16 protein-coding genes are annotated in these 20,544 nt (G+C 45.8%); 2 read left to right on the top strand and 14 right to left on the bottom strand.

Going from position 1 to position 20,544, the window contains the following annotated elements:
- Positions 1 to 105 precede the first annotated feature (105 nt).
- Together IGJ15_RS15245 and IGJ15_RS15250 are read right to left on the bottom strand one after the other, a co-directional pair.
- The gene (locus IGJ15_RS15245; protein WP_005232725.1) at positions 106 to 1,386 is read right to left on the bottom strand and encodes a PTS sugar transporter subunit IIC; all 1,281 of its coding nucleotides are present in this window, start codon (positions 1,384 to 1,386) and stop codon (positions 106 to 108) included.
- Between the two features lie 247 nt (positions 1,387 to 1,633).
- Complete coding sequence (locus tag IGJ15_RS15250; RefSeq protein ID WP_430599204.1) at positions 1,634 to 3,022, bottom strand: glycoside hydrolase family 1 protein; 1,389 nt, start codon at positions 3,020 to 3,022, stop codon at positions 1,634 to 1,636.
- Between the two features lie 159 nt (positions 3,023 to 3,181).
- Between IGJ15_RS15250 and celB the strand changes: the two genes are divergently transcribed.
- Both celB and IGJ15_RS15260 read left to right on the top strand, forming a co-directional pair.
- Positions 3,182 to 4,453 (top strand): PTS cellobiose transporter subunit IIC, encoded by a 1,272-nt coding sequence (gene celB, locus IGJ15_RS15255; protein WP_005226670.1) that lies wholly within the window; start codon positions 3,182 to 3,184, stop codon positions 4,451 to 4,453.
- A 108-nt stretch (positions 4,454 to 4,561) separates the two neighbouring features.
- Positions 4,562 to 5,278, top strand: a complete 717-nt coding sequence (locus tag IGJ15_RS15260) for a GntR family transcriptional regulator (protein WP_005226669.1) — start codon at positions 4,562 to 4,564, stop codon at positions 5,276 to 5,278.
- A 73-nt stretch (positions 5,279 to 5,351) separates the two neighbouring features.
- Here the strand turns inward: IGJ15_RS15260 and IGJ15_RS15265 are convergent, their stop codons facing one another.
- The 12 genes from IGJ15_RS15265 to flgL all read right to left on the bottom strand — a co-directional run bounded on the left by IGJ15_RS15265 (position 5,352) and on the right by flgL (position 20,542).
- A complete protein-coding gene (locus IGJ15_RS15265) occupies positions 5,352 to 7,814 on the bottom strand; it encodes a heavy metal translocating P-type ATPase (protein ID WP_010748555.1) in 2,463 nt (820 codons plus the stop codon).
- A gap of 240 nt (positions 7,815 to 8,054) precedes the next feature.
- A complete protein-coding gene (locus IGJ15_RS15270) occupies positions 8,055 to 9,512 on the bottom strand; it encodes a glycoside hydrolase family 1 protein (protein WP_010748554.1) in 1,458 nt (485 codons plus the stop codon).
- 167 nt (positions 9,513 to 9,679) lie between these two features.
- Positions 9,680 to 11,446 carry an ABC transporter ATP-binding protein gene (locus IGJ15_RS15275; protein ID WP_010748553.1) on the bottom strand — a complete coding sequence of 589 codons (1,767 nt, stop codon included), beginning with the start codon at positions 11,444 to 11,446 and terminating at the stop codon, positions 9,680 to 9,682.
- Positions 11,412 to 13,154 carry an ABC transporter ATP-binding protein gene (locus tag IGJ15_RS15280; RefSeq protein ID WP_005226665.1) on the bottom strand — a complete coding sequence of 581 codons (1,743 nt, stop codon included), beginning with the start codon at positions 13,152 to 13,154 and terminating at the stop codon, positions 11,412 to 11,414. The genes IGJ15_RS15275 and IGJ15_RS15280 overlap by 35 nt, the downstream gene beginning before the upstream one ends.
- Positions 13,151 to 13,591 (bottom strand): MarR family winged helix-turn-helix transcriptional regulator, encoded by a 441-nt coding sequence (locus IGJ15_RS15285; RefSeq protein WP_010748552.1) that lies wholly within the window; start codon positions 13,589 to 13,591, stop codon positions 13,151 to 13,153. Before IGJ15_RS15285 ends, IGJ15_RS15280 begins: the two co-directional genes overlap by 4 nt.
- 166 nt (positions 13,592 to 13,757) lie before the next feature.
- Positions 13,758 to 15,509 (bottom strand): hypothetical protein, encoded by a 1,752-nt coding sequence (locus IGJ15_RS15290; RefSeq protein ID WP_010748551.1) that lies wholly within the window; start codon positions 15,507 to 15,509, stop codon positions 13,758 to 13,760.
- A gap of 165 nt (positions 15,510 to 15,674) precedes the next feature.
- Positions 15,675 to 16,043 carry a flagellar export chaperone FliS gene (fliS, locus tag IGJ15_RS15295; protein WP_231434717.1) on the bottom strand — a complete coding sequence of 123 codons (369 nt, stop codon included), beginning with the start codon at positions 16,041 to 16,043 and terminating at the stop codon, positions 15,675 to 15,677.
- Between the two features lie 13 nt (positions 16,044 to 16,056).
- Positions 16,057 to 16,386, bottom strand: coding sequence for a hypothetical protein (locus tag IGJ15_RS15300; RefSeq protein WP_005232745.1), 330 nt, complete (start codon positions 16,384 to 16,386; stop codon positions 16,057 to 16,059).
- A 74-nt stretch (positions 16,387 to 16,460) separates the two neighbouring features.
- Entirely contained in the window at positions 16,461 to 17,882 is a 1,422-nt protein-coding gene (fliD, locus tag IGJ15_RS15305) for a flagellar filament capping protein FliD (protein ID WP_010748549.1), read from the bottom strand.
- Positions 17,883 to 17,886: 4 nt separating this feature from the next.
- Positions 17,887 to 18,300: a flagellar protein FlaG gene (locus tag IGJ15_RS15310; protein WP_010748548.1), complete on the bottom strand. Its 414-nt coding sequence runs from the start codon at positions 18,298 to 18,300 to the stop codon at positions 17,887 to 17,889.
- A gap of 102 nt (positions 18,301 to 18,402) precedes the next feature.
- Positions 18,403 to 19,485, bottom strand: coding sequence for a flagellin (locus IGJ15_RS15315; protein ID WP_430599205.1), 1,083 nt, complete (start codon positions 19,483 to 19,485; stop codon positions 18,403 to 18,405).
- Positions 19,486 to 19,621: 136 nt separating this feature from the next.
- Positions 19,622 to 20,542 (bottom strand): flagellar hook-associated protein FlgL, encoded by a 921-nt coding sequence (gene flgL / locus IGJ15_RS15320; protein WP_430599206.1) that lies wholly within the window; start codon positions 20,540 to 20,542, stop codon positions 19,622 to 19,624.
- Positions 20,543 to 20,544 lie beyond the last annotated feature (2 nt).

A 20,544-nucleotide genomic window follows, 5' to 3' on the forward strand; every position in this document is an offset into this window, starting at 1 on the left:
CTGCACCTTCCAATGAAGCAGTGTGATAAGGGGTATTGCACTCTGATCGCGGCCGGATAAGGTCTATTACGTTTGGCGCTTGTTTCTAATCGACTCGATCAGACATTACGCATTTTTTAAACGGCGTGTTTCTTGAATTTGCGCCATTTTCACGAACGGCAAGTAGATAACGATTGACAAGATCAAGTTAACAGCTGCCAAGATTCCGCCAGCAATACTTTGTGTCGACAAAATACCGCCGATGATTGGTGGCGTCGTCCATGGTGCGATGACGGTACTTGCAGGAACTAAGCCAGTTGCGGTTGCAAAATAAGCAGTCGTTACTAAAACAAGTGGGGTCAACACATATGGGATGAACAAGATTGGGTTCAAGACAACTGGTAACCCAAACATCACTGGTTCATTGATCATAAACACACCTGGTGCAACAGATAGTTTTGCGACAGTCATATACGCTTTATGATGACGAGCAACTAAAAAGATCGCAATCAAAAGACCTAGTGTCGCACCTGTTCCGCCGATGTTCACGAAAGAATCAAAGAATGGTTTGTTCACGATATAAGGCAAATCTGTTCCTGCTTCTAATGCTCGTGCGTTTGCTTCGATCGCTGGCACATTGATCGTTTGCATGAACGGGTCGATGATGTTGGCACCATGTAAACCAAAGAACCATAAGAATGCAGAGATAAAACCTAATAGCAAAGCAGCTGGGTAAGAGTTTGCCAAGCCCATGAATGGTTGTTGCACCAATTCATAGAAGGACAATACGATACTTGTCACACCAAATGCTTGGAAAATTGCTGTAAACAAAGCAAAGATCGATACGGTGATCATTGCTGGGAATAATGCAGCAAATGAACGTGAAACTGCTGGTGGTACTCCATCAGGCATGTTGATGACTAAGCGTGGGTTGCCAGCTAGACGACGGAAGATCTCAGTAGAAATGATCGATACGATTAATGCTAAAAATAATCCTTGAGAACCAAGTCCGGCAGCTGTTAACAAACCATCTGGGCCTGTCGCCATTGCACCTAATGCGAAGAAACTTGCAACTGAGATCGCCCCAGCACCTAATGCGTCTTGATTGTAGCTTTTAGCTAAATTATACGCTACTGTGAAAGCGATTAACAGACCAAGTATTGAAAAAGTACCTGCTGACAAGTTGTTCCCAAAGGCTTGCCATGTGCCTTCACCAAAAATGCCATTCATAAAATCAATATAGGCAGGGATTGGTAAGTTGTTGATCAATACCCCAAAAGAGCCTAAGATCATCAACGGCATCGTTACGATAAATCCGTCACGAATGGCCACTAGATGTCTTTGAGAGCCTATTTTAGAAGCGATCGGAATAAAGTGCTTCTCCATAAATCCAATAAATTTATCCATTGTTTTTTCTCCTTTCAAACCCTAAACAAAATAATGAAACCGATTTCTACTAAAGAATACCACGAGAACGTTTCCATGTCTAGTCTTTTCTTTATCAGAACTGTGCTTTTATTTAACCCAGCTTATCATTTGCAAAAACAGGTGGTTTTTTAATAGAATCCCCCCTTTGAAATTAGCCAAAAAAAATCCGCGATTTTACACAAAAAAAGCAATGCTGATTCCTACAGCATTGCTTTTTTCATTGTTATTAAAAGCCGTTATTATCTGAAACTTCTTTAAACCAACGACCTGATTTTTTCACCGTTCGTTTAGCATCATTTGCTAAGTCAACGGAGATAAATCCGTAACGGTTCTTGTAAGCATTGGTCCATGACCAGTTGTCCATGCAAGTCCACATATGGTAGCCGACACAATTGGTTCCTTCTTGGATCGCTTGGTGGACGTACTTCAAGTGGTCAGAGACAAATTCGATGCGGTAATCATCTTCGATCACGCCATCAGCATTGACGAAACGTTCTTCTCCTTCGACACCCATGCCATTTTCAGAAATGTAGCACTTGATATTGCCATAATTTTCTCGCGTGTTCGTCAAAATATCATAGATCCCTTTTTCATAGATTTCCCATCCACGATACGGGTTCATTTTCTTGTTCGGCATATCATAGTTATCAAAGTAATCATCAGGCATTGGACTTTTCGCTTCATCGATTGGTGATTCTTTCTTCATGATACGACGAGGTTGGTAATAATTGATCCCCAACAAGTCGATCGTATTTTCGCGAATTGTTTGTAAATCATCAGCTTCCATCGCTGGTACCATATCCAATTCCCTGACGATGGTCACTAATTCTTCTGGGAACGTGCCTTTGACCGCAGGGTCTAAGAAAGAGCGATTAAAGAAGGCATCTGCGATTTGCGCTGCTTTGACATCCTCTGGATCGTTCTCATCTCTTGGATAGCTTGGCGTCAAGTTCAAGATGATGCCGATCTCCCCATCAAGGTTCATCTCATGATAGACTTTGATGGCTTTAGCACTCGCCAACGTTTCGTGGAACCCAACTTGGACTGCATGTTTCATGTTGATCTCATTCGGATAATGGAATTGGTAAAGATAGCCGCCTTCAACAGGGACGATCGGTTCATTATGAGTGAACCATTTCTTGACACGATCACCAAATAATGTAAAGCAGGTTTGCGCAAACGCGACATAGGCATCCACGGTCTCTCGGTTCAACCAGCCGCCTTTTTCTTGCAGCGCCATCGGCATATCGAAGTGGTATAAATTCATGAAAGGTTCGATCCCGTTGGCGATCAACTCATCAATGTAGGCATTGTAAAAATCAACGGCTTTTTGATTGACTTCTCCTTTGCCTTGCGGGAAGAGACGACTCCATTGGATCGACGTCCGAAACGTCGTATGGCCGGTTTCTTTCATTAGTTGAATATCTTCTTGATAGCGTGTATAGACTTGCGAGGTTTTTTCAGGACCTACCCCATTGAAAAATTTCTCTGGTTCTTGCTGATACCAGTAATCCCAGATGCTTGCCCCTTTGCCATCGCCTTCAAATACACCTTCTGTTTGTGGGCCACTAGCGGCTGACCCCCACCAAAAGCCTGCTGGAAATTGATAATCCATCTTCATTCACTCCTCATTTTTTCTTTGCTGCCCTAATCATAAAGGAAGCAGTTACAAAAATCAATCTTTTTTAAAATAAATGTATAGACATTTAAAATAAAACATGATACATTATCAATGTAATCGATTGCAAAAAGAAATTTAAGGAGTGAACTAATAATGAATGGTTTTATGGACAAGTTATCTGAAAAGATTTTGCCCTTGGCGAATGCCTTAGGACAAAATCGCTACCTGACCGTCTTGCGGGACGCGTTTATGCTTTCGTTCCCAATCACTATGTTTGGATCGATCGTGGTCGTTTTAAACAACCTGCCCTTCTTCAGTGATGCCACTAAAGGAACATTAGGAACACTGTTTGGCAATGGGCAAAATGCAACAATGAGTATCATGACTGTTTTCGTTACTTTCGGTATTGGCTATTATTTATCAAAATCATATGATGTGGAAGGGATTTTTGGTGGTGCCGTTTCGTTTGCCAGCTTTTTGATCTTGACTCCTTTCTTTATGACCACTGAATCTGGCGAAACGATCTCCGGTGTGCTGTCTCTTGATCGTCTTGGCGCAAAAGGGATGTTTATCGGGATGATCGCAGCATTTTTGGCAGCTGAAATCTATTGCCGCATCACAAAACGCGGCTGGCAGATCAAAATGCCTGATGGGGTACCACCAGCAGTTTCTAAATCTTTTGCCGCTTTGATTCCAGCAATTATCACCTTAACGGTATTCTTAGTGATCAATGCCATCATGACGGGTGTCTTCAATGCCAACTTGCATGACCTGGTTTATGAATTGATCCAAAAACCATTGACTGGACTAGGCAGCAGCTTGCCAGCAACTCTATTGGCTTTGTTCTTTGTTCAATTCCTTTGGTTCTTCGGTCTACATGGTCAAATCATCGTCAACTCTGTGATGGACCCGATTTGGAATACATTGATGTTAGACAACTTAGAAGCGTATCAAAATGGGGATGCACTGCCGCATATCGTCACAAAACCATTTATGGAAACCTTTACTGTTGGATTAGGCGGTTCTGGTATGACGTTAGCCGTTGTTATCTTGATGGCTTTCGTATTGAAGAAAAAACAATACCGCGATGTGGGTCGTTTGGCTTTAGCACCAGGGATCTTTAACGTTAACGAACCAGCCATCTTCGGTATGCCGATCGTCTTGAATGCGACGATCCTGATTCCTTGGGTCGTGGCACCTCTTGTGGTAACGACCTTCAACTACTTAGTGATGGCGGCTGGACTTGTTCCTGCACCAACTGGTGTTTCTGTTCCTTGGACCGTTCCAGTGGTCTTCAGTGGTGTCTTAGCAACCAACTCTTGGTTAGGTGGTTTGCTGCAAGTCATTGACGTGGTGATCGTCGGCTTGATCTGGTATCCATTCTTACGTGTTTTAGATCGTCAAGCAGAACCATCGATCGATTAAGCGCAACGGCTGGCTGAATTTTTTCAGTCAGCCGTTCTTTTTATAAAAAAACCAAGGTTTGATTGTCGAAACCGCTTTTTTCAGCTATACTTCTTGCGAGGTGATCAGATGCCAAAATACCAAGAAATTGCCAATATTTTACGCACACGTATCAAAAACAAAACGTATCCGCCTGACAGCTTACTGCCGAACCAAACTGATTTAGTCGAGGAATTCGGAGTCAGCCGGATGACCGTCAAAAAAGCCATCGGTATTTTAGCCATGGAAGGACTGGTTTATTCTCAGCGGGGCGCTGGAACAAAAATATTGAACCACCCATTCTTAAAAAAAGACACCACTGCTTTAACGGTCTATGAAGGCTTGTCAACGGAAATGGGCAAAGCTGGCCGCAAGCTAGTCAGTCAAGTCATCGATTTTCAAGTCGAATTTCCTGACCAAACGATCCAAGAAAAGTTGATGTTAACGGAAGAACAGCCGATCTATAGTATTGTCCGCTTGCGGATTCTTGAAGACCAGCCGTTTATTTTAGAATATACCTATATGCCCGTCCATTTGGTGCCCAATTTAACTCGTGGCCATTTAGAAAGTTCTATCTACCGTTATGTCAAAGAGGAACTAGGGGTCCAGTTTGCTGGCGCCTACCGCACCATCGCCGCTGATAAAAGTACCGCGTACGATCAACAGTATTTGGACTGTAAAGCCGATGATCCGGTCTTAGAGATCGAACAGATCGTCTATCAGAAAAATGGCTCACCCATCGAATTTTCCCGTAGTCGCAACCGTTATGACGTGCGGGCCTACTCTTATTTAGATGTCCAGCACTAAAAAGACCTACCCACGATTTTCTTCCATCAGAAACCGTGGGCAGGTCTTTTTGTTGGTGCATTCGTTGCTTCGTTTACTTTTTCGCTGAGGGTTGGAATCGTTTCAGCCGCAAGGCATTTAATAAAACGGATACCGAGCTGAAGCTCATAGCCGCCCCAGCGATCATTGGATTGAGCAAGGGACCACCGAAAAGATGCAGCACACCCATTGCGACAGGGATGCCTAAGACGTTATAAGCAAAGGCCCAGAAAAGATTTTCTTTGATGTTTTTGATGGTTGCCCGACTTAACTCGATCGCTGATGGGACGTCCATCAGATCGCTGCGCATCAGTACGATGTCTGCCGATTCGATGGCGACATCGGTACCGGAGCCGATCGCGATCCCTACATCGGCTTGGGCTAACGCGGGCGCATCATTGATCCCGTCACCTACCATCGCAACCTTTTGGCCTTTGGCTTGCAGGCCAGCTACTTTGGCGGCTTTATCTTCTGGCAAGACGTCACTGATCACTTCATCGATACCGACTTGTTTGGCGATGGCTTGGGCCGTTCGGGCATTGTCGCCCGTGATCATTGCTACGTACAAGCCCATTTGATGCAATCGGTCAATGGCTTTTCGACTGCTTTCTTTGATAGTATCTGCCACAGCGATGATCCCGATCGCTTCGCCGTCTTTGGCAACATACATCGGTGTTTTCCCTTCTTGAGCCAATTGTTGGGCTTGCTCGATCAGGCCATCGATGGCAACGTTTTGTTTTTCCAACCATTTCTGGTTGCCTAATAGGACTGGACTGCCAGCGATCATTCCTTGAATCCCATGCCCTGGGATCGCTTCAAACCCGTCAACTTCTTGTAGGGCGAGGGCTTGCGTGCGGGCTTCGATCACAATGGCTTCGCCTAATGGATGTTCTGAGCCTTTTTCAACAGAAGCCGCCAGCTGCAACAATTCCGTCGGCGTGTGATTGCCAGTAGGCAGGAGATCTGTTACGACTGGTTTGCCTTCTGTGATCGTGCCGGTTTTATCAAAGACGATCGTCGTCACGTTTCTAGCTGTTTCTAACGCATCGCCGCTTTTGATCAAGACGCCATTTTCTGCCCCTTTGCCCGCACCCACCATGATGGCGGTCGGTGTCGCTAATCCTAAAGCACACGGACAGGCAATCACTAATACAGAGATCGTAATGGTCAATGAGAAGATCCAGGTTTCTTGTCCTAAGAAAAACCAGGCAAGTCCTGCAAAAACCGCCAAGACCATGACGATCGGGACAAACACACCCGAAACTTTATCTGCCATGCGGGCAATCGGCGCTTTGGAGCCTTGGGCATTTTCTACTAACTGAATGATTTGCGCTAACGTTGAATCTTCTCCCACATTGGTGGCTTCGTATTGAAACGAGCCATTTTTGTTGATACTAGCGCCGATCACCCGATCACCGACTTGTTTTTCGATAGGTAAGCTTTCTCCGGTGATCATTGATTCATCGATGGCAGAGCGTCCTTGGGTAACGATCCCATCCACAGGAATCTTTTCACCAGGTCGTACGACTAAGATATCGCCGGCTGCGACTTCTTCAATACCCACTTCGACTTCTTCGGCTTGATGCCCGCTGCCGCGAAGCACGCGGGCTTTTTTCGGTGCGAGATCCAACAACTTCTTGATTGCTTCGGAGGTTTTGCCCTTCGAGACCGACTCAAGGTATTTTCCTAAGGTAACTAATGCCAAAATAACGGCGGCCGTTTCATAGTACAAGTGCATCGCATAGTGGGTCGTGCCCAGGTAGACCATCACGGTCCCATAAATACTATAAAAGAAGGCAGCACTGGTTCCCAATGCGACGAGGGAATCCATGTTGGGATGGCCTTTCCAAAGCGCTTTGAAACCAGCAATGTAAAAGGCGCGACCGAGGACCATCACCGGTAAGACCAAAAGCAATTGAGTGGTAACGAAATTGACTGGATAGGCCATCGGATCTAAAAAGCCAGGGATCGGCAAACCGATCATTTCCCCCATCGTCAAATAGAACAAGGGGATCGTAAAGAGCGCTGAAAGCCAAAACCGTTGCCATAAAGCACGAATCTCTGCCTGTTTTGAATCCGCCTTGTCGGCAGAAGCGGTCGGCAGCTGTGCATCATAGCCCGCCTCTTTCACGGCAGCTGCGATCTTCGCGGCGGTCACTTGATCTTGTTGATAGCTGACCGTCAGTTTTTCTGTTGCCAGATTGACGGAGGCTTGCTCCACACCCGCTAATTTTTGAACGGCTTTTTCTACTGTTTGGGCACAAGACGCACAGGTCATGCCCGAGATGGCAAAGGTCTCTTGTCTTTGGGAGCCTATCAGTTGATAGCCCGCTGCTTTGATGGCCGCAGCGAGTGTTTCTTCGGTGAGCTGCTGCTCATCATAACGAATATGTAATTTTTCAGAAGCCAAATTGACAGCTGCTTGGTCGACCCCCGTCAGCTTGCTGACTGTTTTTTCGACGGTCTGGGAACAAGACGCACAGGTCATCCCTTTTACCCCATAATTCTTTTCGATCATTGTTTCCTTCCTCCTTGCTTGCTATGCAAACCCATTAACCTTTTATGTTTACAGTTGTAATCTTCTTCTACTTTACAATTATCGTTTACACTTGTCAACGATAATACTCAAAAAAAGGACGTTCTCCTTTGAAGCGGCCCAAAACGCGAGACTTTTGGTCTACCTTTGGGCAGTCGCTACAGGTGGAACGTACTTTTTCTAAGAAACGATTACTGCCGTTGCAGGGGTCGTTTCGCTTATTCAGGTATTGGTTTTAGGAGGCTGGCACTCTTGCCCGTTGGTTTTGATCAGCTCTTGGTACCAGTAGAAGCTGTCTTTCTTGTAGCGTGCCAAAGATCCTTCTTGCGTTTCATCTTGGTCAACATAGACAAAACCATAGCGTTTTTGGTAGCCGTTCAACCAGCTTAGCAAATCCGTGAAGGACCAGGTGCAATAGCCAAGAACTTCCGCGCCGTCGCTGATCGCTTCTTTGATGGCATGGACATGCCCTGCTAAATAATCGATGCGGTATTGGTCATGGATTTGATGATCGTCGGTTAGTTTGTCGTATTCACCAAGTCCGTTTTCGGTAATGATCACAGGCACCCGATAACGGCTAGTGATTCGTCGTAAAGCGATCCGCAGCCCTTGAGGATCGATCTCCCAATCCCAATTCGTCCGTTCCACAAATGGATTTTCGGCTTTTTTGAACATTCCTGGTGTCCCGGTTTCTTCGGAGCTGCCTTTTTTCCCAGTGGTGTTCATTTTCCCCGCTCCGACACCATCTAATGGATTGTAGGCATTTGTTGCTGTTTGGTAATAGTTGATCCCTAAGAAATCTGGTTTTGCTGAACGCAGCAAGTCCATATCTCCTGGTTCGATCGTTGGTGCGATCCCTTGCTCTTTCAAGTAATTCATTGCAGCAATCGGGTATTCGCCCCATAGATAGACGTCTAACCAATAATGCGCCATCAAGTCTTCCGCGTTTTCAGCTGCCAAAATATTTTTCGGGTCGCTGTTGATTGGGTAGTTTGGTGAGTAGGCGAAACTTGGTCCGATTTTCCCTGGGATTTTCATCTCATGGAACTTGTTGATCACCGAAGCATTCGCCAAGTTAGCGATATGATTGACTTCATACATCCGTTTAGGATCGGTCACTCCTGGTGGATGGGCAGCTAAAAGATAACCTAAAGAAGTAAAGATATTTTGTTCATTCAAGCTGACCCAATAGTGGACTTTGCCGCGAAAGGCTTCAAACAATACGGCCGCATAGTTGGTGAAATCTTCAATGATTTTGCGAGATTCCCAGCCACCGTATTCTTCTTGCAAGGCTCGTGGCAGATCCCAATGGTACAAGGTCACCATCGGTTCGATCCCTGCTTTTATCAGTTCATCGATCAATGCTAAATAAAAGTCTAACCCTGCTTGATTGACTTCTCCTCGTCCTTCTGGAAAAATCCGTGTCCAAGCAATGGAAAAACGGTAGGTTTTCAATCCTTGTTCTTTCATCAAGGCAACATCTTCTTTGAAGCGGTGGTAATGGTCGACTGCGACATCTCCGTTAGTTGCTTTAAAGGTTTTTCCTGGAATGCGGACAAAATCGTCCCAAACCGAAGCGCCTTTGCCGTCTTCTTGCCATGCGCCTTCTACTTGATAGGCTGCTGATGCTGAACCCCATAAGAAATCGTTGGGGAATTCTTTTAGTTGTTTATGATCCAATTGTTTCCCTTCTTTCTGTTTGATGATACCCCTTTCTTAAGTATACCGATAATTGCCTGATTTGTCATAAGAAGATTTTGTACCTATGCCAAGAAAGCCGATGGCACGCAAAAAATATCCTTGCAAGCAGTGGCGTTCTCCTTGCAAGGATGTGGACTAGCTATGGATCATGCATCAAATTGTGCCTGATAGAGTGCGGCGTAACGCCTCTCTTTGGCTAATAACTCTTCGTGGGTCCCTTGCTCTACGATATTCCCCTGTTCCACCACGAGGATCGTATCGGCATGTCGAATCGTGGACAAGCGATGAGCGATCACAAAGGAAGTTTTGCCTTTCATCAATTTGGTCATCGCTGCTTGGATCAGCAGCTCTGTTTGCGTGTCGACATTCGATGTGGCTTCATCAAGAATCAACAGATCGGCATCCAACAGCATTGCTCGTGCAATCGTCAACAGCTGTTTTTGCCCTTGTGAGATACCGGTTCCGTCTTCAGAGATCAAAGTATCATAGCCTTTTGGCAGGCTCATAATAAAGTCATGGATATGGGCGGCTTGTGCAGCAGCTTGGACTTCTGCCAACGTCGCATTCGCCTTGCCGTAGGCCAAATTGTCGAAAACCGTTCCCGTGAACAACCAGGTATCTTGCAGCACCATCGCATAGCTTTGCCGTAAGCTGCGGCGTGTCGCTTGGCGGATATTTTTACCGTCTAACCGAATCGCTCCTTGGTCAGGGTCATAAAACCGCATCAAGAGGTTCACGATGGTGGTTTTCCCCGCTCCGGTCGGTCCGACGATCGCGACCAAGCTGCCAGCTGGTACTTGTAGCGAAAGGTCTTTGATGATGGGCTGCTGTGCTTGATAGCCGAAGGTCACATGGTCAAAGGCGACATCACCAGACACCTCGTGGTATTCGTAGGCTCCAGGAACATCAGAAACTTCAGGTTCTTCATCCAGCAAACGGAAGATCCGTTCTGCCGCCGCCAATGCCGATTGCAAATCACTGAAGATGTTGGCTAACTCATTGATTGGTCCTGAAAATTTTCTGGAGTAAAGAACAAAGGAAGAAACATTCCCTAATGTCAGATGACCGAACAAAAACAGCAAGGCGCCAAACATACTGATCAAGGACAACGACAGATTGTTGATAAAGTTGATGGAAGGACCAGTCATACTGCCGTAGTACTCGGCATTGTAATAGGCATCCACCGCTTCTTGGTTTTTTTCGTCAAAACGGCTGATGATCGCTTCTTCTTGGTTATACAGCTTGATCGTTTGCTGACCAGAAATAATCTCTTCCACAAAGCCGTTCAATTCGCCTAATTTGCGGGAACGACGGCGAAACAATGGTTGAAATTTGCTCATCAAAAAGCGGGTCAAAAAGATCGAAGCGGGAACCGTTACGACAAAAATCAGCACCAGCAGCGGCGAAATCAAAACCATCATCACAAACGAACCAATGATCGTCACAAGACTGCTGAGGACTTGAATGGCATCGCTGGCCAATGACGTATTGATGGTATCGACATCATAACTGATGCGACTGATGATATCCCCAGTGGCGACTCGGTCAAAATACCCCACTGGCAGTTCGGTGATTTTATCAAAAATCGCCTTGCGCATCGCTGCTACCACCCGCTGACTCAAGCGGATCATCATGAGCGAAATCAGATAACTAAGAAGGGAAGACGCAAGATAAAACAGCAGCATCAGCCCACAATAAAAGAAGACTCGGTCAAAAATGACCTTGCCGGGACCCGGTTGAATGGCATCAATGGCGTATCCTGAAAGCAACGGGCCCACCAAGGCGAAGATGTTGCTGGCCATCATCAATACAGCGGCTGCCAGCAGGAGACCTTTGTACTCGTAGAGATAGCCCCACAAACGCCGTAGTGTTTTCTTACTATCCTGCGGTTTTTCCGTTTTTTTCTTCGGCATCGTCGGCACCTCCTGTCTGACCTTGATAAATGGCTTGGTAGATCGCATTTTCTGCTAGTAATTCTTGGTGACTGCCAAAGCCGTTCATTTGCCCGTTTTCCAGCACCAAAATTTTGTCGGCATGCTGGATCGAGCTGATCCGCTGCGCGATCAAGACCGTCGTCGTCTGTTGAAACTGCTGTCTCAGGACCTTGCGCAACTGAGCGTCGGTCCGATAATCCAGCGCACTGGCAGAATCATCCAAAATCAAAATCTCTGGATCCCCCGCCAAGGCCCGCGATAACAAGACCCGCTGCTTTTGACCCCCGCTTAAATTGCTGCCTTTGGCATGCAATGGATGAGCTAAGCGCTTGGGTAGTTGATTGATAAACTCCTTGGCTTGGGCGCGAGCCGCCGCTTCTTCGATCTGTTCTTTGGAAAACCGCCGACCAAAAGCGATATTTTCTTCGATCGTTTCCGCAAAAAGCACGTCTTTTTGTAAGACGACACCGAATAACTGATGCAGCTCCGTCGGATCGATGGAGCGAATGTCGCGACCAGCGATGCGAATCATGCCCTTCGTTGGGTCATAGAGACGCAGCAGTAGTTTGACGATCGTTGATTTTCCACTACCAGTCGCACCGATGATCCCTAAGGTTTCTCCCGGCTGCAAGGAAAAATCGATGTCTTTCAGCACCTGGGTACCGTTAGGATAGGTGAAGGAAACTTTTTCAAAAACGATATGCGCAGACTCTTCTTTGACAGGCGCCTCAATGACTTGCATATTTTGCGGCAGGCGCAAGACGGATTGGATTCGATCGGCAGAAGCCAGCCCCTTCGACACGATCACAAAGATGCGCGTGATACTGAGCATGGCATTCAAAATGATCGTAAAATAAGTCAAAAAGGCGATGATGACGCCTGGTTGGGTCAATCCTTGATTGACGCGAAAGGCACTGACGACGATCACTAGCGTCAGTCCGATATTCAAAAATAGGTCCATCAGGGGTGGTGTCGCAGCCATCGTTCGATTAGCGGTAGTTTCCGCAGCTACTACGTCTTGGTTGACGTGGTCAAAGCGCTTTTTCTCGTAATCTGCTTTGGACAAGGCCTTGATCACCCGAGCCCCAGTCACATTTTCACGGACAGTTCGCACCAACACATCCACTTGCTTTTGTAATGAAGCAAACAAGGGGATCCCCCGTTTCGAGATCGTGACTGCCGCCACTAAAGTGAAGGGCAAGACGCCTACTAAGACCAGCGTCAACACGGGATCTAATGTGGCAGTGATCATGATCCCCCCTAATAACAGAATCGGGGCACGAATCCCCATCCGTTGGATCATGCCTACCGTTTGATGGATGTTGTAAGTGTCTGTCGTCAAGCGAGACACCAAGGAAGGGATCCCGACTTCTTCGACTTGCGGAATCGACAGATAGGAAACTTTTTCAAATAAATCATGGCGTATACTGCCGGTGGTATCGCGAGCAACACTGGAGGCCATCCGATTGGCGATGATATTGGTGACGACTGCGATGATGGAGCAGACCACCATCGCCCCACCCCAAGCAAAAATCGCAGATACCTGCTTCGTGGGAATCACAGAATCGATGATATACGCCAAAATCCAAGGCAATAGCAAGTCCATCAGGGAGCCGAAGAATTTGATACTGACGCCAAGGGAGATGCGGCCGATATAGGGTTTTAAATATTGAGTCAAAAGATTCATTCCATCGCCTCATCTTTCGCTAAAAGCCGCTGGGAATTTTCTTTGACGATTTCCAGATCGGCGATCAACTGCTGCTGTTGGGCAGCAGAAAAACCTGCTACGACTTGTTCATTCCAGCTTTGAAGCAGCTGTTGGATTGCTGGTTGGACGGCGAGTGCTTTTTCGGTTGGATAAACCAGTAATTGTCGTTTGTCGGTGGGACTGCTGGTTCTAGTGACAAATCCTCGTTCTTCTAGGATTGCTAGTTGACGGGCAACATTGCTTTTATTCACAAAAATCTTCTTGGCTAAGGCTTCTTGACTGATCCCCGGTTGGCGGCAAATGTTTAAGATATAGGTATGATGCATCCCGCCTAAACCAAATTTTTTCAGTTCTTTTTCCCGATAAAGGGTGGCGAGACGGGCAATATGATTGATTGAGCGGATAATGGCTTCCATGAGCACTCCTGCCTTTCTTAGTTCTTCAAAGTGTCTAATCTATTATAAGGAATAATCGTTGCGTGCGCAACGATTATTGTTTCTGACGAAAAGCAACAGGTACACTGTTGTTGATCAGCAAAAAAAGAACTTCAGCCCTCTCGCTGAAGTTCTTTTCTGATTCATTTTATTCAGATTCTTTCAATAAAGCTTGTACGACCTTACGACGACGGTACAGCTGTCTGGTTTTCCAGCTGATAAAGCCGATGAGTAAAGCGAGCCAAGAAATGATCGTCAGCCATAAAGCTCCGTCGAAAAACCAAGGCGCGTCGTAATCAACGACTAAGACATTCTCCCCTGCTTGCTGTTGGACAGAAACGGCACCAATGGCACTCAAAGAGACATCTTTTTCAGTTAGCGGCTGCTGATTGAGGGTCAATTCAGTATATCGGTAATTGATGATCGGTAACGCCTTCCACGTCTCTTTATCACCTTGCCAACGTAAAGTAAGCTTCCCGTTTTCTACGGTTTTTGCCACGGTATCATTCTTTTCAATGATTTCTTCCCCGTACAAATTGTATTTGTTCTTCTTGGTCTCTTGATAGAGGGGCAGATAATCTGGCGTAGAACGTTGATACAGCGCTAAGGCTAAGGACTTGTCGTTACTAAAATAGGCTTCCTTCAATTGCGCTTCAGATTCCGCCGACAGATAGGTGTGGTTTCGCAGTGAAACCGCCGCTTCATCAGAGTGCCAATCCTGCATTTTGACCGTGTTTTGTATCAGGATTTGACCAACACTCAAGACTAAAACGAGGACGAACCAACGCGGATTTGCCAATGGCTTGCCCCGATAATAAGGAACTAGCAGGCACAAACCGACTAAGATCAAAATCGTGGCAGGAACAAAGAACCGAAAAGGAAATTGCAGTAAATTGATCACACCATTGTCCAGACTGCCTAGCCATTGCCAAGGAACAGCGTTCGATGATAAAACGAAAAAGACTGCTGCAGCTGCCGTCATTAATTTGAAGCCGCCAGATAGACGCGGCCATACACGGATCGCACCGCAAAAGAACAAAGCACATAAGATGGGCAGCAGGTACGGAGTCGTCCACCAATAGCTGCTGGTTCCAGTAATGGTATTGTTCTGCATGTTGCGATTCACAAAAGGCGCGATCAACGTGTTACTCGTATAGAGATCCAACATCCCTAACCAAATATTGGCGGTTAACAGTAAGAAGATCCCGATCGCTCCTGCTAAGCGCAGCACCAATTGTCGTTTTTCTTCGCCGGAAGTTCCAACAAAAAAGGCGCGTAAGAAAAAGGGCACATATAAGAGCACTAACAAGATGCTTGAAAACACATGGATTTGAAATAAGACCGCCACGGAAACCCCTACCGCAAAAGGCCGCAACCGTTTATGTTCCCCTAGTGCGATCAGTGGAATCAGACACAGCGGTAACACGGCCGCTCCCCAAGCAGAAAAGCCCTGCCGCTCAATCCAATACTGGACAGAATAGGTCGCCATAAACAGGATGCTCATCCCCACTGACAGCCAGCCATTGACTCGTAGTTTCTTTAATAAGCCAAACATCGAAAACCCTGCTAGCAGATAGAGCAGCCCATTGGCGAGCAGTTGGTAAGAAAACCACGAAGGACTCAGCAAGACCAGCAATCCTTGGAAATAGGCAAAAAAGGGCCCGTATAATGCATTGACGATACGAGCAGATTGCTGAAACCCGTAGATAGAAAGAAAATATTGAAAATTGCCCTCTTTGATCTGCTGGCTGGTCTCATAAAAACGATTGAAGTGAAAGACCACATCAGAGCCCAAAATCATGCCTTGGCCTAGGATCTGCGGTAATAAAAAAACACCACTCATTGCAATCAGAATCACCACTTGCCAGAAAAGCGGCTTTTGTACTATTTTTTGTTTCAAAAAAAAACCTCCTTGCACCTTTTCGGTACGCTCATAAAAAGAGTACCAGATAGGGACGAGGAGGGGTAAAAGAAAGCTTAGTGAAAAGGGATACATGGTAAAAATTTAACCAATTACTAAACTTTTCTAGGTTTTAGGTGGTCGTTTCTTTGCTTTTTCTCAAATTTATTGGGTGATCGTTTGCCAGCTTTCCAGTAGTTCGCTTAAAAGCGGGACGACCGTTTCTGCAGGGGCTGCCTCTTTTTGGACATTGGCACTGACTAGCTGATCGTACATATAGCCATACAGCTGATCGAGAACTTCAGCGATAGCGCCGCCTTGCTCACGGTCTAAAGAGACCCGTAATTCCAATAAAATATTCTGCGCCTTGACAAATTGCTGATGAGCTTGGCTCAAATCTTCTTTTTCCAATGCGATCACTGCTAATTTGATATTTTTGATCGCTGCTTGCAACAGCATTTCAATCAGTTTGTTGGGGGAGGCACTCATTACTTGGTTCTGCAAATAGTTGTTTTGCATTTTTTGATAATTCATCTTTTTTTCCTCACTATAAATCAAATTCGACGAAGGCGGCACTGTCTTCTTGCTGCAAATACGTTTTGACAAGATTGTTTTTGCGGTTCAAACGCCCCAATTCTTGTTTGATCTCTTGCTGCTGGGCTTTGACCTGGTCTAAGAACGCTTGATACGCTTGGATCACTTGTTGCGCCAATGCACTGGTTTGTGGACTATGGCTCTGTGCTTCTGCTTGCATGGCTGCTATGACCGCTGCATTGGCTGCCATCAAACGACTGGCTTCTTCGCTGTCGCCGCGCCATTGGGCAAAACCAGTTAAAATCTGATTCAAACGTTCATCTAATGATACGTGTGGCTCCATAGGTTGTTTCCTTTCATGTTGACGAGGGTTTCTTATGCGAATGAAAAAATGACTGCTTTAATCGGCTATCTAGCCTAGTTTGACGTATTGGCAAACTGATTGCTTAGGTAGCTCAGCTGATTTTCAGCCTCCATCATCACGGAGTCTAACTTGGTAAACATTGTGATGTAACGCTCTTTTTTCATTGCCAAAATATCATCAAACCGTGTGATCTGCTTGTTTAAATCCTTGATGGTACTGTCATAGGTCGCAGATTTGGTGGCAATGATCCCTTTATTGGCTGAAGTATTGACGACATAGCTGTTGGCTAATTCTTTTAGGGCTAGTGTATAGCCAGTCTCTTTCGTGCTCGCAGTGCCATCGGCTTCTTTGGTTTTCGTACTTGCATAAAAGAAAGACTTCACAGCAGCGGGATCTTCCGCTAAGGCTTCTTTTAACTTTGTCGTATCCAGTCCCAATGTACCATCATTATCAACGGTGGAGATGCCTAGCTTATTGGCGGTCAGCTTTGAGCCGCTGACGGCTGGAATGGTGATCAAATTTCGCAATTGGGTCTGTAGACGGGTCAACGCACTGTCTCCCACCAAGGTCCCCGTCTTGTTGTTTTCACTACTAGGATCTCCCACGGTCAAATTGTCGCCGATAAAACTCATCAAGCTATTGTATTGATCCACTAATCCTTGCACTGCATCAACGACTTTCGAGGTATCATTGGCTAAAGAAAGCGTCACATGCTCCTCGCTTTTTTTCGCTAACGTCAGCGTGACACCATCGATAACATCCGTCACACTGTTGCTGTCGCGAGTGATCTTCATGCCGTCTAGCTCAAAAATAGCCGGTTGGCCTTGCGTCGTTGTCGCAGTTGAACCAATCCCTAACCCTTCGGCAGCATTGCCGTCGATCAAGAAATTTTTGTCGCCCATTTTGGTGTTCGTTAAAATCAAACGGTTATCCACGATGCTCGCCGCGACGAAGGTCGTCTTGCTTTGGCTATTGATCTTGGCTGCCACATCTTTTAAGCTGTCTTCGGCCGTGATCTCGATCGAAGCGGTGATCGGTTTGCCATCTTCATCGACTTCCGAACTGGTCAATGACAGCTGACCACTGACATTTAGGGCCGCTTTGCTGCTTTGAGCTACTTGACTCCCGGTCACCTTCGTGGCTGTTGCTAGTTGGTTGACTTTTAGATCATAGGTGCCTTCTGGAGCTTCCGTTGTTCCTGCAATTGAAGCGATGCTGCTATTGGTGGTCGTCGCTTTTTTCGTTTGATAAGCATCATCTTTTTGTAATGCATCGACTTTTGACAAAAAGTTAGTCAAGCGAGTGCTGATATCACTCCACGCCGTTTTTTGTGCTTTTAGCGACGTGATTTTATTCTCAGCGCGGGTCTTGTTGATCGCATCTGCCGCCAATAATTTTTCAATATCCTCTGAAGTCACGCCAGAGTAACTCCCTAGCGTTGTACTGATTCCTGAACTGCTGGTTACACTTGCCATGTTTTCATCCCTTTCGATCGACCGCGATGCCCATGTCATCCCATATTTTCCCAATCACGTCTAGCATGTTGGCGGGCGGGATCTCTTTGATCACTTCGTTGGTCTGCATATCCACTAAACGCACCATGGTACGCCCTGTGCGCTCATGTACTTCATAAGCCAATTTCATATCTTTGCCAAGTAGTCGCTGATTCACTTCCTCCACGGAGGCTGCGATCTTGTGCTGATCGGCTACTGAAAAATAGTGGATCGGCGGTTCAGTTGCCGCTGTCTGTTCCTTTTTCTCCGCCAGTTTCCCCTCTTGGTGTTGCGGCTGAAGGTTGGCGGTCTCTTGATCTAGGGATTCGATCGGACGTGCTTTAGCGACCGACGCAACGGCTTCGATCGGGTGTATTCCTGACATTGGCTGAATATCCATCAGAGCTTCCTCATTTCTAAGCGTTTTTGTGCTGCTATGTAAAACACAAGAACTGCGCTTCCCCTAGGCAGTCCTTGTGTCAGTGGTTCACTTGATCAAAAATTATCCTTGTAACAAGCTCAATACGCTGTTAGGCATTGAGTTTGCTTGTGCCAACATTGAAGTTGCTGCTTGAGAAAGGATGTTGCTCTTCGTAAAGCTCATCATTTCTTGGGCCATATCAACGTCACGGATACGTGAGTTTGCTTCAGATAGGTTTTCTTGCGTTGTACCTAAGTTGTTGATTGTGTGTTCTAGACGGTTTTGCGCCGCACCAAGATCCGCACGTTGTGCAGAAACTGCTTTGATCGCTTCATCGATTTTCGTGATTGGGTTGTTTTCAACGCTGACAGTTGCCGCTGCTGCTTTGCCTTCATCAGAAGCGGTAAATGTTGCTAAAGCATCATTGTATGTTTTTTGAGCTGTTGCTTTTGCTGTATCATCCGCTGCTGTATCGATGGCTGTTTGTAATTCAGCAACTGTTTTACCAGCTGCCGCATCAACTGTGCCGTCCGCTGCATATTTTGTTGTAGCATCTGCTTTGAAGGCAGTCGCTACTGCTTTATCTTTTGCTGCAGCAACAGCTTTGGCATCGCTTGTATCAATGGCTTGTGTTAAATCTAAGCCTTTTACTTTCAATGCAGATGAGCTCATGTTGTTGATTGAAACGCTCATTGTTTGGTTTGCATTGGCACCGATTTGGAAAGTGAATGATTTCGCATCATCGCCTTCACCAGTTAACAAGCTTTTTGTATTGAATTCAGTGGTATTGCTGATACGGTCGATTTCATCAGACAATGCAGTGTATTCTTTGTTGATCGCACTGCGGTCGTCATCACTTAACGTACCATTTGAACTTTGTACCGCAAGATCACGCATACGGCCTAAGATGCTGTGGGTTTCATTTAATGCACCTTCTGCTGTTTGGATCAATGAAATACCATCTTGTGCGTTGCTTTTTGCTTGTGACAAACCGCCGATTTGGCCTTTCATTTTTTCAGAAATTGCTAAGCCAGCTGCGTCGTCCCCAGCTTTGTTGATGCGTAAGCCTGAAGATAATTTAGACAAAGAATTGCTTTTAGAAGCATTTGCTGCCGTTAGGCGTGAGTAAGTATTCAATGCTGAAACGTTTGTATTGATTCTCATGTGTAGTTCCTCCTAATTTTTATTCGCTAAGGTTTCCCTCTGCTACTATTTATCGGAAGAAACCGTTCAGGGTTAAGCCTTTTTTCTAAAAAAAATAAAAAACTTTTGCTCTCAGCAAAGAACAAAAGTTTTTGGGTTAATTTAAATAATCTAGAATGGACATCTGCATGATCTTTGTTCCCATCGCTAGTGTTGAACGGTAGGCAGTCATTTGATTTTGATATTCCATATACTTTTCCGCAATATCGACGTCTTGTTTGTTGGACAGTGTTTCGGTCAAGTTCAGCTTTTCCGTCTCATTTCGATCAGCTGCCGCTTCCAAGCGATTGTAGAGGGTGCCGATCTGCGCCCGTACATTCACCACATTAGTGGCATGCTGGTCATGAGCGGTTAAAAGCTCGCCCCCTAAAGCATCTTTATCATCACTGCGCAACGCAGACAACAAATCATTGAAATAGGTGCTTAAATTTTGGGGATCCTCAGCTGTGCCCGTCTCGTTCGTCAGACGATCACCGCTGGCTAACAGATCCACCGAGACCCCATTTGCGATTTCTCGCGGCAAGTCTTCGCTGGTGCCATTGTATTTGATACCGACGATGGCGTCATTTTCTTTGACGATCTCAAAAGGCGCCGTCGTCGTATTCGTTCCGCTAAATAGATAGCGGCCATCAAAGTTGGTGTTTAATGATTCAACGATGCCTTCGATCTCTTGCTCGATCTCTGAACGATTTGCCCCTAATTCCTCACTGCCAGCTGTCGCATTGGCAGAAGATTGAACCAACGAGCGAATCCGCAGCATCGAAGTACTGACGCTTTCTAAAGCAGAATCTTGGGCTTTTGTCCAAGAAATACTGTCTTTGATCGTATTGTTGTAAGTTTTGTTTTGATTTAACGACACATTGAGATCCATGATTTTTGAAACCAGCAGCGGATTATCCGAGGACTTGCTGACTTCTTTTAAGCTCGATAGCTGATTCAACGTGGATTGGACTTTGGAGGCGTTGGTTCCTAGATTTCGTAAAAAATCATTGTAGGTGATTGAATTGGAAATACGCATGG

This window comes from Enterococcus sp. AZ079 (assembly GCF_050547255.1).
GTDB classification, from domain to species: domain Bacteria; phylum Bacillota; class Bacilli; order Lactobacillales; family Enterococcaceae; genus Enterococcus_D; species Enterococcus_D casseliflavus.